Raw genomic sequence first — 13,829 nt, forward strand, 5'->3', positions numbered from 1 at the left:
GGTTGGTTCGCGTCAACCCGTAGGTTGAGAGTCGGAGGCGATCCCCCGCCGGTAGGCGTAACGGACGGCCTGCGCGCGGTCCCGCGCCCCGATCTTCGCGAAGATGCGGTTGATGTGCGTTTTCACCGTGGCCTCGCTCACGCGCAGCCGCTGCACGATCTCCCGGTTGGACAGCCCCGCCGCGACCAGCTTGAGCACTTCCAGCTCGCGGTTCGTCAACCCGTCCGGAGGCTCGGGGGGCGGAGCGGCGTCGAAGAGCGACTCGCGGACCCGCTTGGTGAGCAGGCTGCGTCCCTCAGCGGCGGCGGCCACCGCCTGGTAGATGTCCTCGCGTGAGGCGTCCTTGGTCAGGTAGCTGAGCGCGCCCGCGCGCAACGCCGCCGCGATCTCCCGCTGATCGGAGTAGGTGGTGAGCACGGCCACGCCGGTCCGCGGGTGTTCACGACCGATCCACCGGATGGCCTCGACGCCGTCCAGTTCGGGCATGCGCAGGTCCATCAGCACCACGTCGGGACGGTGCGCCGCCACGGCCGCGACCGCGTCCGCGCCGGTGCCCGCCGTCGCGACCACCTCCACGTCGGGCAGCAGGCCGAGCAGGACCGCCAGTCCGTCGCGGACGACCGGGTGGTCGTCGGCCACGACCACCTTGATCACAGTGGGATCCGCATGTCGACGTGCCACTCCTCTCCCTTGGGGGCCGCGCTCAGCGTCCCGCCCAGCCGCTCCGCCCGTTCCCTGAGCCCGAGCAGCCCGAAGCCGGGGCCGACCGGCGCGGCAGGGCCCTGGCTGACAACGCTCAGCGTGGCGTGTGTGCCGTAAGCGAGGCGTATGCGCACGGGGCTTCCCGGCGCGTGCTTGCGTGCGTTCGTGAGCGCCTCCTGCACACCCCGATACAGCGTCAGGGCGACGTCGGCGGACAGCTCCGCGGATGCCGCCTCCATCTCCAGCTCCGCGGGCTTGCCGGCACGGTCGGCGTAGGCCGTGGCCAGGCCGGTCAGCAGCTCCTCCAGTGGCAGCGCCTCGTCCCGCAGCGCGAGAATGGCGCGCCTGGTCTCCACCAGCCCCTCGTCGGCCAGTTCCTGCGCCCGCCGGAGGAAGACTCTGATCCGCTCGTCCTCCGCCCCCTCCTCCACCAGCGCGTCCACCACCTTGAGCTGCACCGAGAGCGCCGACAGCGCGTGCGCCTGGATGTCGTGGATCTCCCTGGCGATCCGCGAACGCTCGGCCAGCGCCGCCGCCCTGGCCTGCTCCTGCGCCGCCCGTTCGGCGTTGCCCAGGAGCAGCTCTGCCTGCTCCGCGCGCTGCAGCACCTGCTTCCTGAACGTCCCGAGCAACACGCACGCCACCAGCACCGAGACGTGCGCGACCAGGTACGGCCAGGGCGGGGAGGGCCTCAGCGAGACCGTGGCCGCGACGGTCGCGAACGTGATCGGCAGGACCTGGCGCGGCGGCAGCCTGGCTCCGGCGTCGATGAGCGCCACGGCGGGGAACGCGACGGCCACGCCCGCACCCGCACCCGTCAGCGCGGCCCCCGCGACGCCCATCAGCAGCAGCGCCACGACCAGCGAACGGCGGCCGAGCCAGTCCGAGGCCAGCCAGAGCAGCCATCCCGCGCTCGCCGCCGCGAGCAGCCCGGCCATCACGACGGGACGGCGGTCGATCAGGCCGGGATCCGTCCGCATGATGGTGACCAGGAGGACCACCAGCCCGGCGAGCCGGACCGCGCGGAGCGGCCACGTGAGCCGGCCGCGGTGTGGGAGCGCGAAGACGAACATCTACCGCACCCGGATCGCTTCCGACACATTCACGCACCGAATGTACGGCACGCTCGGTGGTACTCCTCGACCCGGACGCCACCCGGTTCCGTCCGTGGCAGCCCGAAGCGGCAGGGCATTACAGCAGGTCAGTTAAGGGGCCGCCCGCATTTGGCGGTTGGTGACACATCCGTTAACGGCACCCCAACATGCCGTACGGACCCCCAGATACTGTGCGTCAAGTAGCCGCTCACACTACTTGAAGTACTTGCTTCATGACCGAGAGTCACCAAAGATAATCGGCATCGACAAGGTCGGCCCGCAGGCGATCCGGCGCGAGAACACCAGCCTCCTCACCCAGATGATCGCCAACCTCGAAGCCCGGCTCACCGAACCGGCGACAGGCTGACCAGGGCCGTCGAGACGCTCGGCCATCTGCTGCCAGGCGGCATGAAGCACCCGCACCCGCTCAGCCAAGTGCTTCTCGACCGGTGCCTCCAGGTTCAGGCCGGCCAGCACGTCCTCGCGCACCGCCTGCCACTGCGCCCCGTACAGCAGCCTGGCCCGCGGATCGGACCACCGGTGGGAGGGGGAGGCGAAGATGTCGCGTCCGTGTAGCGCGCGTCAACTGCTCCAGGACGCACATCACGTACGCGTTCCGGTCGACCGAGCCCGTCGGCAGGTCGGGGTTGGCATAGACGGCGCACCGCCGCACGGGCGGCACCAGCTTGTCGTCGATCTCCTTGAGCAGCAGCGGCTTCTGCTTCACCTTGCGCCGGGCCAAAGCCGGGAGCCGCTTGACCGCTGCCAGCACCCGCCGACCACCGGAGGCTGCGCCCCGCGCGGCCGACTCGCCCAGCAACGCAAGGAACGGGCGGACGGTGTTGTGCCGCTCGGCCAGCGTGCGTCGCATCACGCTGTCGCCGCCGTCGTCCTCCTCGTCCCCGATCATGGCTTCGACCTGCTCCAGGGCCTGGTGTACCTGCTCGCGGGAGGCGACGGTCTCCACCGCTTTCCATAGCGCGGCCACGTCCAGGTCGATCTGGGTCTCCTCCACCAAGTGGAGCCGTTCAACCAAGACCCGCGAGGCGCGCGCCAGCGTGCGAGAGGCCTTCTGCAGGCGCGGCAGCATGACCAGACGTTCCTTGTCGGTCGCCCGCCGTGCGGGATTGATCAGCTTGGTGGCCATCAGCAGCGCGAACAGGTCCAGCGCGTCATCGATGGCCGTCGCCTCCAGATGCCGTACCACCGCGCACACCATCGCGGTGCGCTTGGGCTCACCGGCGCGGGCCAGGTTCGGGGTTTTGCTGCCCAGCCCGTAGCGGGCCAGTGCCGACAATCGATTGGGCGGGACGTGTGCCAGCTTCACCCGGCCCAGCCGGAAGGCGGCGATCTCCTCCACTCGTTCCAACGGCCGGGCCATCCCGGTGCCGGAGAGTCGTGTCGGTGAGCGCCGCAGCCGCTCCAGGTGCGACCAGCGCTTGCCTTCGGGTATCTCCAGCAGGTCGATCAGTTCTCCCGGCAGCGCCGGGTCGGCTCGACGGGTGGCCTTGGCCACTGTGGCGTGCAGTCGCTTGTCGGTGGCCGTGCGCACCTCAGAAACCTGGCGGGCTGTCTACTTGCGCCGGATGCAGTCCTTGACGCACGAGGGATCTTCGATCCGTAGCTGCTCGGCCAGGTACTCCACCACCGGCCACGGCACATTCAGGGGATCCTCCAGGAACAACCCGATGTACCGCACGGTCGTCAGTTGCAGCGCGAACCCGAGCTGGTGCGACTTCGTGCGGCGCAGAGCGATCAGATCCCGGCCTACATCGTCCAAGTAGAAGAAGCGCTCCAGCTCCGACCGCATCGGCACCTCGGCGAACGCGCCGTACGCCGCAGCCTGCTCATCGGTCAGAAACTCCACCGGCACGACGGGGACGATAGCGATCAATCAGATCCGCACGTCGGCCCCTTGATCGAAACGTTGCGAACGCGGAGATACGCGACAACCCGCATCAAGATCGTTCTCAGCGCTAATGGCTGTACCGCTGTTCCTCAACCCCGTTGTCGCCACCGCCGCCCGCACAGGCTCAGAACCGGTAGCGGAGAATGCGGGCCCCTTGCCGCGACAAGGCCGTGCTGCGGGCGGTGAGACGGGTCAGCGCGCGTAGGGGTTGCGGGAACAGGGCTATTTCCGGTGCGCGGGTGAGGATCTGCTCCTCGATCAGTTCGAGGCCCGCGTCCCAGGACTCTGGTTCGTGTGGGTCGTCGAAGCCCTGGGCGGCTTTGATGCCGAGCGCCTTGATGGTCGGGTGGTACTTCATGGCCCAGGCGGCGAAGCGGGTGTAGCCGTTGAGCGCGAGCTCGCCCGAAGGGAAATGGCCGGCCAGCGCGCGGGTCATCGCCTGGAAGGAGTCGCCGGGCATGAAGGGGAGCAGCCCCTCGGCGACGATCATCGCCGGCCGGTCATCGGGGATGGCTGTGAGCCAGTCGGAGCTGGTGAGGTCGGCTCCGACCAGGTGGGAACGGCCGGGCAGACATTCGGCCCGCAGGTGCACCACTTCGGGGAAGTCGATGTCGTACCAGTCGACGCCGGGCGGGGGATCACAGCGGAACATCCTGGTGTCCAGGCCGCAGCCCAGGTCGAGCACCACGCATCCGGGATGAGCGGCGATGTAGGCGCGGACGACGCCGTCGAGCTTCTTGGCGCGCAGTGCCGTGGTGAGGACGAGGTTGGGCTTGACCTTCAGCTTGCCGAAGTCGTAATCGATGTTGCCGGCCAGGTCGGCGGAGAGCGTGTCGCCGAGGATCGGGCTGGGCTGCCCGGCGTCCAGGGCTCTGGCGTGGAGAGTGAGCAGCAGCGTTTCCTGGATCAGCCCGAGCTTGGGTTGCCAACGGTGCATGGGGATTCCTTAACGGCGTAGCGGATGACGGGCCGCGAGGTTCTGCAGCCACGTCAGGGAGTCGTGGGCGGCCTTGATGCGCTCGGTGCGGTGGCCCTCGCCGCCCGCGATGTCGAGCCCTTCGTCGGCGATCTCGCCGAACGCGCTCAGGCTTTCGAGCTTGCGCTGGATGACTTTCTGCCAGGCGTCGTCTTCGATGCGGTAGTAGGAGACGCGATCGCCGGGCCTTCTCACCTTCTTGACCAGGCCGATGGCCGTGAGAAACCGCATGTTCGACGTGAGCGAGGCCCGGCTGGCCTGGATGACCTCCGCGATCTGCCCGGCGGACTGCTCGGCCGGATCACAGATCATGAGCCAGCCGAGGATGCGTCCGGTGATGGGCGGCAGCCCCCACTCCTCGACGCAGAAGGCTGCCACCCGTTCCACCCAGCCGAGCAGCCGGTCCTGCTGTTCCTCAGTGCTCATCGTCGCATCCTCCGTTGTTGATCGTGTGCCGGTTCACTGTGTCATGGCGGCCACCGACTCGTAGGTGGGTGTCGGGGTGATGTCCGCGAGCCGGGTCCTGCGCAGGTAGAGGTCAAACCAGTCGATCGCGAGCGCCATCGCCTCCTCCAGGCCCGGGCCGGTGTAGAGGCCGAGCACGTCGTAGGGCAGCACCGCGAGCCGCTTGGGCTCGCCCGCCTTGGCGAAGGCGCTTTGCGCCTCCTCGAGCATGTGGTACGGGTCCCAGCCGCCGTTGGCGATCATCAGCAGTGGCGTCGGTGCGAGCCGGTGGATGAGGTTCTCCGGTGCGAAGGTGAGCAGGTGCTCGGCTGAGTCGAGGGTCTTCTCGTTGCGGTAGGTGGGAAACAGGCGGGTCGACATATCCGGGGTGTCCCTCACGCTGTCGCCCTCCAGCGTCAGGTGCGGCACGCGAGCACTCTGCCCGCCTTCGTAGCGCCGGTGCCAGTCCTGCTGCAGTTGGTCGCGCAGCGCGTGGACACCGGCACGGCCCAGGAGGCGTTCCATGTACCGCCATCCGTTCCACACGCTGGGGCTCTGCACGACGACGCACTTGATGCGCCGATCGAGCACGGCGGCCTGAGCCGCCACCGAGCCGCCGATGCTCACCCCCCACACCCCGATCCGCTCCGGCTGCACTTCGGGACGGGTCTGCAGGTAGGACACGGCGCTGCGGAAGTCCTCCACCTGCCGCTCCGGGTAGTCCAGGCCGCGCGGCTCGCCTTCGCTGGAGCCGACCGTGCGGTAGTCGATGGCCAACACCGCGAAGCCGGCCTTGACGAAGTACGGCGCGAAGAACGCCAGCGCCTCTTTGACCATCACCCCGCTGTGCCCGAGCACCAGCCCGGGGACCGGGTCGCTCGTCTCGGGCAGGTAGAGATCGCCCGCACAGCGGGTGCCGACGCTGTTGAAGGTCACGTGTTCCATGGCTTGCTCCATACTTGTTGGCTAGTTATTTCAAACATGACTGAAATATCTAGCAATGTCAATCTGGAAGGCTTTCCAGGGAGAAGGTCGCGCACCGCCGCTCACTCCGGCGCATCGGCGGCATCTACGAGTGCCAGGGAATTTCCCTTACCCAGCGTCGCCGGCGCCGTCGAGACCTTCCTCGACTCGCGAAGAGACCTCCGCCCGCATCACCGCTGAGCACGACCCCGCTGCCCGACGGCGCAAGCACTGACACCAAGGCGCCTTCACCACGCGGTGTGTTTCTGTCGTACTCCGGCCGTACCTGCGGTAGGGCGTCCGGCTCAGTTCAGCTGAGCGCCGCTCGTCGCGGCGAGGCCGGTGAGGAGTTCGAGCCGGATGCCGCCGACCTGGAGCTCGGCGGACAGCGTCATCAGTTCGGGCCGTGTTGCGCGCGAGGCGCTTGATCTCGTGCACCGTGAGGATGACGGGCGTCTCGGGGCGGCCTCCTTGAACTGGTGGGCCAGGGCGAGCGCCTTCTCCAGTCCGGGCCGGACCTTGACGCGGGTGCTGATCTGCTCCTTGAAGACCTTGTAACACTCCGCGCGGTGGAGTGCTTCGAGCTGGCTCGCCGGTTCCTGCCGGGCGGTGGACGTCCTGGCGTAGCCGATGCGGACCGGGCGCTCGGTGTGGGGCGCGGGAACCACGGCGAGCGCCGGGCCCTGCTTCCACGCGCGGCCCGGATGCCGGTCGGCGGGGACGAGGACTTCGAGTTCCTCGCGGAGCGCGGGAACGAGGGCGAAGCGGGGGTGTGGTACTTCGCGGCGATCTTCCCGCCCTGGGTGCGGCAGATGGCGGCTGTGAAAATCGCTGTCCGATTGTCGGAACGCAGTGGTAGAGATTCAGTGATAGAGATTCAGGGTGACAATGACACTCGAGTTCCCCGTTCTGCTGCGACTGATCGACGAACGGTCGACCGCCTTCCGCGCCGCGGTCGCCTCCGCGCCCAGCCTCGACGTACAGGTGCCGACCTGCCCCGAGTGGACGCTGTTCGATCTGGCGCAGCACATCGGCGAGGGGCGCCGCGACTGGGCCGCCACCGTCGCCGAAGGGCCTGCTCCGGCCAAGTCGGCAGCGGAGGGCGCCCCGGCTGCGCCTCGGGAGCGCGAGGCCCTGCTGGCCTGGTTGGCGGAGTCCACGGAGCAACTGCTGGACGCACTGCGGAAGGCCGGCCCGGATCGCGGTTGCTGGACGTGGTGGGAGACGTCGCAGTCGCCGCAGACCTCCGGTGCCGTAGCCCGGCACCAGCTTCAGCAGATGGCGGTGCACACGTACGACGCCCAGATCACCGTGGGTGCCCCGCAGCCGCTGCCGGACGAGGTGGCACTCGACGGTGTCGACGAGTTCCTGTCCACCTGCGTCGCAACGGCGAGTGCCTGGCCACACAAGCCCGCTGTCATCGACTTCCACGCCTCCGAGGGCCGCTCCTGGCGCCTGTCGCTCTCCGCCGACGGCGCACGGACCGCCCGTCTCCCCGGGCCCGGCACCATATCGGCCACCGCTGCCGACCAGGACCCGGACGCGGCCAACGCCTCCGCCTCGGGCACGGCCAACGAGCTGGTCCTCATCCTGCACGACCGTATCCCGATCAACTCCGTGAAGCTCGACGGCGACCGACGTCTCTTCGACCAGCTCAGCGCCTGGGACCCGGATGAGTAGGGGTATGACGAGCATCCGAATGAAAAGGCCCGTGAGCGGACGCCCCAGCTAACTATTTGATCTTCCTCTCGCTCGGACTGCAGGACCTGCCCTACTTTCGGCGTCTATGCCAGTTGAGTTCTTGAGTGACAGCGAGGCTGCCGCGTACGGCCGGTACAGGCTGGTAGGACGCCTGCCGATGACCCGTCGGAGTCGCTGGGGCGGCGAGCAGCCCGGTGTGGCGATCATTGGATATCACTTCGTTACCTGATGTGCTTTTTGCCCTTTTGGTTCCGGCCGGAGACGATGTCGCGCATGCGCATAGATCACGTGGGCGCGTTGGCGTTGGTATCGGGTGGAGTGGGACGTCAGGGATGACCTCGATTGAGCGGACCGCGTATCCGCGGTTCAAGCGGCTGATCAGCGCACGGGAGCTGCATCTGTTCTTCTCCCCGACCAGCCAGGAGGTGGCTTGGGCGGCTGAGGGCACCGACTCCTACGAGCACCAGCTCGCGCTGCTGGTGGCGCTGAAGTCGTATCAACGGATGGGCTGCTTCCCGAAGCGGGAGGAGGTCCCGGACGTGGTGGTGGACTTCGTGCGGCGGGTGGTGGATCTGTCGGAGGGGACGCTGCCGGTGTACGCCTCGGAGCGCACGGCTCAGCAGCTCCGTACGCAGGTGCGGCGGCGCACCGGTGTGACCTACGACGGCGTGCGGGCCCGGGCACTGGCCGAGGAGACGATCCGGGACGAGGCCGCGTCGAAGAACAACCCGGCTGACCTGATCAACGTCGCGTTGGAGAAGCTGGTCGAGGCGGGATACGAGCTCCCGGCGTTCTCCACGTTGGACGCCATGGCGTCCAACGTTCGCGTCCCACGCATCCCGGGGACACGGCGCCGCTGTCCGATCCAGTTGAAGGTTGCGAGCGGCCGGCGTCTTGACGTGCGGCTCGCAGAGTGGATCTGACCGATGGCGCTCGGATTTGCTCAGACCTACCTTGCGGATTCAGTCCGGGGGTGCGCTGGCGCTCACGACTGGGTTCACGGGTTGGCCTGTCCGCGCGGTGTGTACGTGTTCACGACCATGCCGCACGCGTACGACTTGGATCGGGCAAGCGTAAGCCGCAGACCACCAGCGACGGACCGGAACAGCGACTCCCCGCGACCAACCGCTGTTGGATTGACGTAGAACTGATACTCGTCGACCACGCCCGCGCTGGCGAGGGCGGCGGCGAATCCCGTGCCGCCGAAGGCGATCAAGTCGGCGCCCGGCCCCGCCTTGAGACGCGCGATGGTCTCAGCAAGCCCGCCTGCTGCCCATCGGGTGCGCGGCCATCGGAAATGACCGCCTTCGGCAGTGGAGAACACGATCTTCTCCGCGTCGCCGACCCTACCGGCGAAGGCGAAGTCGGGCTCGTCGGGATGACTCTCAGCGATTCGCGCCCAGTGATCGATGTAGCCCTGCTCGACCATTTTGCGACTGAGGAGTATCCGGTCGACCGCGCGGAACGTCTCGTTGAAGTCTCGCTTAAGCTCCTCGTCCCACGGCCAGTTTGGCCCCCAGTCCCAGAGCTGCCATTGCACCGCCGGGTCGGCCGCTTCGACATAGCCGTCGGCGGATGTCTGCATCTGCACAACGAGCCTGCTCATGTGGTAACGCCGGCCAGTGCGGCGCGCGCCCAGTCCCGAAGGGACGTGGACGTCGTGGTCTCGTCGTCGCGAGGTGCCAGCGCCCACGGCTGGGCGTCATTGAAGCTGCGGGCGGTCTCGACGACCGCGTCAGCGAAGGACGGCGGCATGCCTGATGCGAGCATGCTCGCTCTCGCCGCGTCGTAGCTGAGTTGCTCGTACCCCACGTCGGGGAGTCCGGCGGCCTCCGCCAGGATCGCCGTCGCCTCCGTCATAGTGAGGTCGGCGTGGCCGTGGAGCTCGTGGACGCCAAGTCGCGGATGGAGCTGCGTCAGCAGTTCGGCGGCCCGCTGCCCGACATCGCGCGCGGCCACCGTCGGCATCGGCCGATGGGCTGTGAAGGGGGTGCGGAACACGCGGGTGTTCTCTGCCTGTGCCCTGAAACCGAGCCCGTCGGTGAAGTTCTCCATGAACCAGCCCGCGCGCAGAACAATCGGCTCGGGAACCGAGCAGCCGCGCAGCCGCTCCTCCATGAGCGCCGCGCCGAGGGATGTGCCGCGGCGCAGGTGCGCGCTCAGCCCGCTCAACAGCACCACGCGGCGCACGCCGCTGCGGCGGATGGCGCGTTCGAGCCGTTCCGCGATCGCATCTTCGCGAGCATGCAGGTCCGCACCGGCAAGGTCGAAAGGAACGAGCACGAACGCCCCGTCGGCGTGCTCGAAGGCACGCTCAAGCGCCACGGCGTCATCGACGCCGACCCCGCGGCTGCGGGCAACGGCCCGTACGTCGTGGCCATGGCTGATGAGGTGTCGCTCGACCTCACGCCCGGTCTTGCCCGTCGCGCCGACGACGACGTACGTCCGGCGCTCGCTCAACTGGTAGTTTTTCACCCCTGGTGCACCGCATGCATCAGGGCCGCGATCACAAACGTCATCATCGTTGTCTCCTTCGCTCGGTAACGACGATGCTGGGTGACGATCGATACGTCCAATGCCAATTCTCGCCTGGACGCATGCCTAAAATTTATGCATGGTGACTCTGGTACAGCTTCGCGTCATCGACGCCGTGCGGCGGCACGGCTCGGTGACCGCGGCCGCGAAGGAGCTGCGGTACACCCAGCCGTCGATCAGCCACCAGCTGTCCAGGATGGAGGCGCAGGTCGGTGCCCACCTGATCCAGCGGGTGGGCCGCGGGATCCGGCTCACCGCGGCCGGCCGCCTGCTGGCCGACCGGGCGGCCGAGATCATCGGCCGGGTCGACTCGGCGACCGCGGAACTGGCCGCGCTGGTCGGGTTGAACGCCGGCCGGGTCAGGCTGGCCGCCTTCAACTCCGTCATGAGCTCACTGGTCCCGCAGGCGGCGACCGTCCTTGCCGGGCAGCATCCCGGCCTGGAGCTGGGCCTGACCGACAGCCACCCCGAGGACGCGCTGGAGCTGCTCCGGGCCGGCCAGGTCGACGTTGCCGTCATCTTCCGGTACGACGACACCGTCCCTGAGGACGGCTCCGTCCGCCTGACCCACCTGCTCGACGACCCGCTCTACCTGCTCACCACCGGCGGCGGAACCCTCCTCGCCGACCACGCGAGCAAGCCCTGGATCGCTGGCTGCGAACGCTGCCGCCGCCACCTCGTCGAGATGTGCGAACGCGCCGGCTTCTCCCCGCGCCTGGCCTACACCACCGACGACATGGTCGTCATACAAAGCCTTGTCGCCGCGGGGATGGGCGTCACCACCATTCCCGGGCTGGCCCTGCGCGCCCATCAACACCCCGCGATCACCGCCACCCCGCTACCGCCACCACCCCGCCGGATCTACGCGGCCACCTACGGCGAACCACCCGATCCACCCGCCAGCGCCGCACTCCTCGACGCCCTCACTCAGGCCGCGACCGCCGTGCGGTAGGGCGGTGAGCTGCTGTCGCTGCCTCCGTCGGGGGCGGCGCCCGCGCAAAACGACGAGGTACGCCAACAACAGCAAGGCGAGCGTCTCGGCCACTATGGTGAGCGCGGCTTGCGGTGCGGGTTGCCAGCCGTGCTCGACAAAACCGAAGACGCCGACCGTCCGAGACTGGAGAAACCCGACCAACGCGCCGCCGGCCAGCCCGGCCGCACCCAGCAACGACACCACCGTACCCGTGACCAGCAACAGAAGTGCGACGGCGAACGAGCCGGCGGCCTGGAGCAGGAACATCGGTCCGATGACGTGTATGCCGCGGTACCCGTGCACGTACAGATCCGCGTGGATGTAGCCGCTCGCCGCAGTCGCCACGGCCAACCCGTACCGGACGACGGTCCTCACAGCCGGCGTCATGCGAGCCTCACGTCGCGGACCGCACGCGCCGATGAGCTGTTTGAGTTGGCCGGAGGCAGTGCTGTGCACCGACGGGCCGGTCAAAACACTGGTGGACCCGGCGCTGGCGCCCGAGCACCGGCGTGGGCACGGCGCCCAGTATGACGGGATCAACCATGGCCGGTTCGACATCGGCCGCTTCCGCAAGACACTGGCGATGCAGCCGTTACCGCGCGCCGCTGACGGGCGGATCGTCTTGGCGGCCGACGTGAGCACGTGGCTGCGGCCGGACGCCGCCACCTGCCCGGACCGCTCGTTTTGTCACACCTATGGACGAGGGAAGAACGAGCATCAGATGATCCCCGGCTGGCCGTACTCGATCGTGGCCGCGCTGGAGACCGGCCGCACCTCCTGGACCGCGCTGCTGGATGCAGTACGGCTGGAGCCGGGCGCCGATGTCGCCGCCATCACCGCCGTTCAGCTGCGCGAGGTCGTCACCCGGCTGATCGAGGCTGGGCAGCAGCGTGAGGGCGACCGGGACATCCTGATCGTGATCGATGCCGGCTACGACGTGCCCCGTCTGGCGTTCCTGCTGGCTGACCTGCCGGTGGAGATCCTGGGCCGGATGCGCTCGGACCGGGTGATGCGCCGCTCGGCGCCCTGCCGTGAGGCGTTCCTGCTGACCAGCCCCTGCGGAGGCCGCCCGCCCAAGCATGGTGGCGAGTTCGTGTTCAGCGACAGCGCCACCTGGGACACCCCACGGGCACAGACCGTTACAGACACCACGCGGTACGGCACCGCGCATGCACAGGCCTGGGACCGGCTCCATCCGATGCTGACTCGCCGAGCTGCCTGGCAAGCATTCCCCGGCGAGCTACCCCTCATCGAGGGCACCGTCCTCCGGCTGCAGGTCGATCATCTTCCGTCCGGCGGCGACCCCAAGCCCGTGTGGCTGTGGTGGTCGGGCGTGGACGCCACCGAAGCCGACGTGGACCGGCTCTGGCAGGTGTTTCTGCGCAGATTCGACATTGAGCACATCTTCCGCCTGCTCAAGCAGAGGCTCGGCTGGACCAAGCCCCGTCTGCGCGATCCCTGCGCTGCCGGCGTCTGGACCTGGCTGATCCTGGCCGTCCACACCCAGCTCCGCCTGGCCCGCGGCCTGGTCGAGGATCTGCGCCGCCCCTGGGAGAAGCCCGCCGATCCCACCGAGACCTGCACGCGCGACGGCGCAAACGTGATCACAGATGTGGCCACCTTCTCGGCCACCACGAGCGACGCCCAGACCCTGCCCGCGATCCACACCCGCTTGGCGCGCCGCGGACTGCTGCCCTCCGAGCACCTTGTCGACGGCGGCCACACCTCCCTGGTCCACCTGGAACAGGCCGCCCGACAACACCAGATCACGGTCACCGGACCGCTGCCGGGCAACCCCACCCGCCAGCACCGCAGGAACGAAGGCTTCGGGCGGGATGACTTCCATATCGACTACGACCGCCGACAGGTGACCTGCCCCCAGGGCCAGGTCAGTAGGGGCTGGCACGGCCCCTACCCGACCTCCTCGCCCACTGCGGCCCCGCTGATCGTGGCGCGGTTCAACCAAGGGCCAGTGCCAGCCCTGCCCGGTCCGTGCCAAGTGCACCACTTCCCGAGAACAGGCCCGGAACGTGGGCTTTCCCCCGCGAGAACTCCGCGACCTGCAAATCCGTGTCCGCGCCGAGCAGCAGACGCCCGAATGGCACGCCCGCTATGCGGTGCGCTCCGGAGTGGAGAGCACCGTCAACGAGTTCGCCCACGGCCACGGTATGCGCCGCTGCCGCTACCGGGGACAGCCAAAGGCCCACCTGCAGCACGTGTTCACGGCCATCGCCGTGAACATTGAGCGCCTCAGCCGCCTGCCACCGACCGGAGAAGCATCCCCGCCCCGACCACCAACAGCCTTCCAGGACTTCCTAGACCAACAAGGGATCCCCAGGCTGAAGTCCTGGCGAGCCGCCAGCGGCTGACATCGACAGTCCAAGATCCCCGACAGAGTCAAGCTGAGCTTGTTCTTTATCGTCCGGATTGTTGCGCTGAGCGGAGCTTTGATCGTTTCGCGGACAACGAGACGGCCTTGAGTGATCATGTGCGGTGCTGAGTCGCTGCTGATCACTACAAGGCCGTGAGGGT

General features: G+C 68.4%; 15 protein-coding genes and 1 pseudogene. 6 read left to right on the plus strand and 10 right to left on the minus strand.

Translation table 11 applies throughout. The annotated features are described in order from the left end of the window. Positions 1-12: 12 nt before the first annotated feature. Together LDL49_RS58920 and LDL49_RS52320 are read right to left on the minus strand one after the other, a co-directional pair. Positions 13-654, minus strand: a complete 642-nt coding sequence (locus tag LDL49_RS58920) for a response regulator transcription factor (protein WP_225302438.1) — start codon at positions 652-654, stop codon at positions 13-15. Then, positions 651-1,775, minus strand: coding sequence for a sensor histidine kinase (locus tag LDL49_RS52320; protein WP_225302439.1), 1,125 nt, complete (start codon positions 1,773-1,775; stop codon positions 651-653). The genes LDL49_RS58920 and LDL49_RS52320 overlap by 4 nt, the downstream gene beginning before the upstream one ends. A gap of 247 nt (positions 1,776-2,022) precedes the next feature. Here LDL49_RS52320 and LDL49_RS52325 point away from each other — a divergent pair, with 247 nt between their 5' ends. After that, positions 2,023-2,163, plus strand: coding sequence for a hypothetical protein (locus tag LDL49_RS52325; RefSeq protein WP_225302440.1), 141 nt, complete (start codon positions 2,023-2,025; stop codon positions 2,161-2,163). 60 nt (positions 2,164-2,223) lie between these two features. Here LDL49_RS52325 and LDL49_RS52330 read toward each other — a convergent pair whose 3' ends face one another. The 6 genes from LDL49_RS52330 to LDL49_RS52355 all read right to left on the minus strand — a co-directional run bounded on the left by LDL49_RS52330 (position 2,224) and on the right by LDL49_RS52355 (position 6,756). After that, the gene (locus tag LDL49_RS52330) at positions 2,224-3,348 is read right to left on the minus strand and encodes a hypothetical protein (RefSeq protein ID WP_225302441.1); all 1,125 of its coding nucleotides are present in this window, start codon (positions 3,346-3,348) and stop codon (positions 2,224-2,226) included. Between the two features lie 21 nt (positions 3,349-3,369). After that, entirely contained in the window at positions 3,370-3,669 is a 300-nt protein-coding gene (locus LDL49_RS52335) for a DUF4158 domain-containing protein (RefSeq protein ID WP_225302442.1), read from the minus strand. A 160-nt stretch (positions 3,670-3,829) separates the two neighbouring features. Beyond that, positions 3,830-4,642, minus strand: a complete 813-nt coding sequence (locus LDL49_RS52340; protein WP_225302443.1) for a class I SAM-dependent methyltransferase — start codon at positions 4,640-4,642, stop codon at positions 3,830-3,832. 9 nt (positions 4,643-4,651) lie between these two features. Next, a complete protein-coding gene (locus tag LDL49_RS52345) occupies positions 4,652-5,107 on the minus strand; it encodes a GbsR/MarR family transcriptional regulator (protein ID WP_225302444.1) in 456 nt (151 codons plus the stop codon). Between the two features lie 33 nt (positions 5,108-5,140). Beyond that, on the minus strand, positions 5,141-6,070 hold the full coding sequence (locus tag LDL49_RS52350; RefSeq protein ID WP_263656626.1) for an alpha/beta hydrolase: 930 nt from the start codon (positions 6,068-6,070) through the stop codon (positions 5,141-5,143). Positions 6,071-6,393: 323 nt separating this feature from the next. Beyond that, positions 6,394-6,756, minus strand: a complete 363-nt coding sequence (locus LDL49_RS52355; RefSeq protein WP_225302446.1) for a recombinase family protein — start codon at positions 6,754-6,756, stop codon at positions 6,394-6,396. 220 nt (positions 6,757-6,976) lie between these two features. Here LDL49_RS52355 and LDL49_RS52360 point away from each other — a divergent pair, with 220 nt between their 5' ends. Together LDL49_RS52360 and LDL49_RS52365 are read left to right on the plus strand one after the other, a co-directional pair. Beyond that, positions 6,977-7,768, plus strand: coding sequence for a maleylpyruvate isomerase family mycothiol-dependent enzyme (locus LDL49_RS52360; protein WP_225302447.1), 792 nt, complete (start codon positions 6,977-6,979; stop codon positions 7,766-7,768). Positions 7,769-8,121: 353 nt separating this feature from the next. Next, entirely contained in the window at positions 8,122-8,712 is a 591-nt protein-coding gene (locus LDL49_RS52365; RefSeq protein ID WP_225302448.1) for a DUF4158 domain-containing protein, read from the plus strand. A gap of 74 nt (positions 8,713-8,786) precedes the next feature. Here the strand turns inward: LDL49_RS52365 and LDL49_RS52370 are convergent, their stop codons facing one another. Beyond that, complete coding sequence (locus LDL49_RS52370) at positions 8,787-9,395, minus strand: dihydrofolate reductase family protein (protein WP_225302449.1); 609 nt, start codon at positions 9,393-9,395, stop codon at positions 8,787-8,789. Further along, complete coding sequence (locus tag LDL49_RS52375) at positions 9,392-10,264, minus strand: NmrA family NAD(P)-binding protein (RefSeq protein ID WP_225302450.1); 873 nt, start codon at positions 10,262-10,264, stop codon at positions 9,392-9,394. Before LDL49_RS52375 ends, LDL49_RS52370 begins: the two co-directional genes overlap by 4 nt. 139 nt (positions 10,265-10,403) lie before the next feature. Here LDL49_RS52375 and LDL49_RS52380 point away from each other — a divergent pair, with 139 nt between their 5' ends. The 3 genes and pseudogenes from LDL49_RS52380 (at position 10,404) to LDL49_RS59590 (ending at position 13,666) form a co-directional block, all read left to right on the plus strand. Then, the gene (locus tag LDL49_RS52380) at positions 10,404-11,276 is read left to right on the plus strand and encodes a LysR family transcriptional regulator (RefSeq protein ID WP_225302451.1); all 873 of its coding nucleotides are present in this window, start codon (positions 10,404-10,406) and stop codon (positions 11,274-11,276) included. A 439-nt stretch (positions 11,277-11,715) separates the two neighbouring features. Further along, a pseudogene (locus LDL49_RS59585) lies at positions 11,716-12,813 on the plus strand (transposase); the annotation flags it as partial. Between the two features lie 514 nt (positions 12,814-13,327). Further along, complete coding sequence (locus tag LDL49_RS59590) at positions 13,328-13,666, plus strand: transposase (protein WP_225302452.1); 339 nt, start codon at positions 13,328-13,330, stop codon at positions 13,664-13,666. Positions 13,667-13,829: the final 163 nt, after the last annotated feature.

The sequence above is a fragment of the Nonomuraea aurantiaca genome, from assembly GCF_020215705.1.
Classification (GTDB): Bacteria; Actinomycetota; Actinomycetes; order Streptosporangiales; family Streptosporangiaceae; genus Nonomuraea; species Nonomuraea aurantiaca.

What these genes read in the sequence shown, in the direction of transcription:
- LDL49_RS52320 (WP_225302439.1), bottom strand. Translation starts at nt 1,775, where the DNA reads ATGTTCGTCTTCGCGCTCCCACACCGCGGCCGGCTCACGTGGCCGCTC.
- LDL49_RS52340 (WP_225302443.1), bottom strand. Translation starts at nt 4,642, where the DNA reads ATGCACCGTTGGCAACCCAAGCTCGGGCTGATCCAGGAAACGCTGCTG.
- LDL49_RS52345 (WP_225302444.1), bottom strand. Translation starts at nt 5,107, where the DNA reads ATGAGCACTGAGGAACAGCAGGACCGGCTGCTCGGCTGGGTGGAACGG.
- LDL49_RS52350 (WP_263656626.1), bottom strand. Translation starts at nt 6,070, where the DNA reads ATGGAACACGTGACCTTCAACAGCGTCGGCACCCGCTGTGCGGGCGAT.
- LDL49_RS52360 (WP_225302447.1), top strand. Translation starts at nt 6,977, where the DNA reads ATGACACTCGAGTTCCCCGTTCTGCTGCGACTGATCGACGAACGGTCG.
- LDL49_RS52365 (WP_225302448.1), top strand. Translation starts at nt 8,122, where the DNA reads ATGACCTCGATTGAGCGGACCGCGTATCCGCGGTTCAAGCGGCTGATC.
- LDL49_RS52370 (WP_225302449.1), bottom strand. Translation starts at nt 9,395, where the DNA reads ATGAGCAGGCTCGTTGTGCAGATGCAGACATCCGCCGACGGCTATGTC.
- LDL49_RS52380 (WP_225302451.1), top strand. Translation starts at nt 10,404, where the DNA reads ATGGTGACTCTGGTACAGCTTCGCGTCATCGACGCCGTGCGGCGGCAC.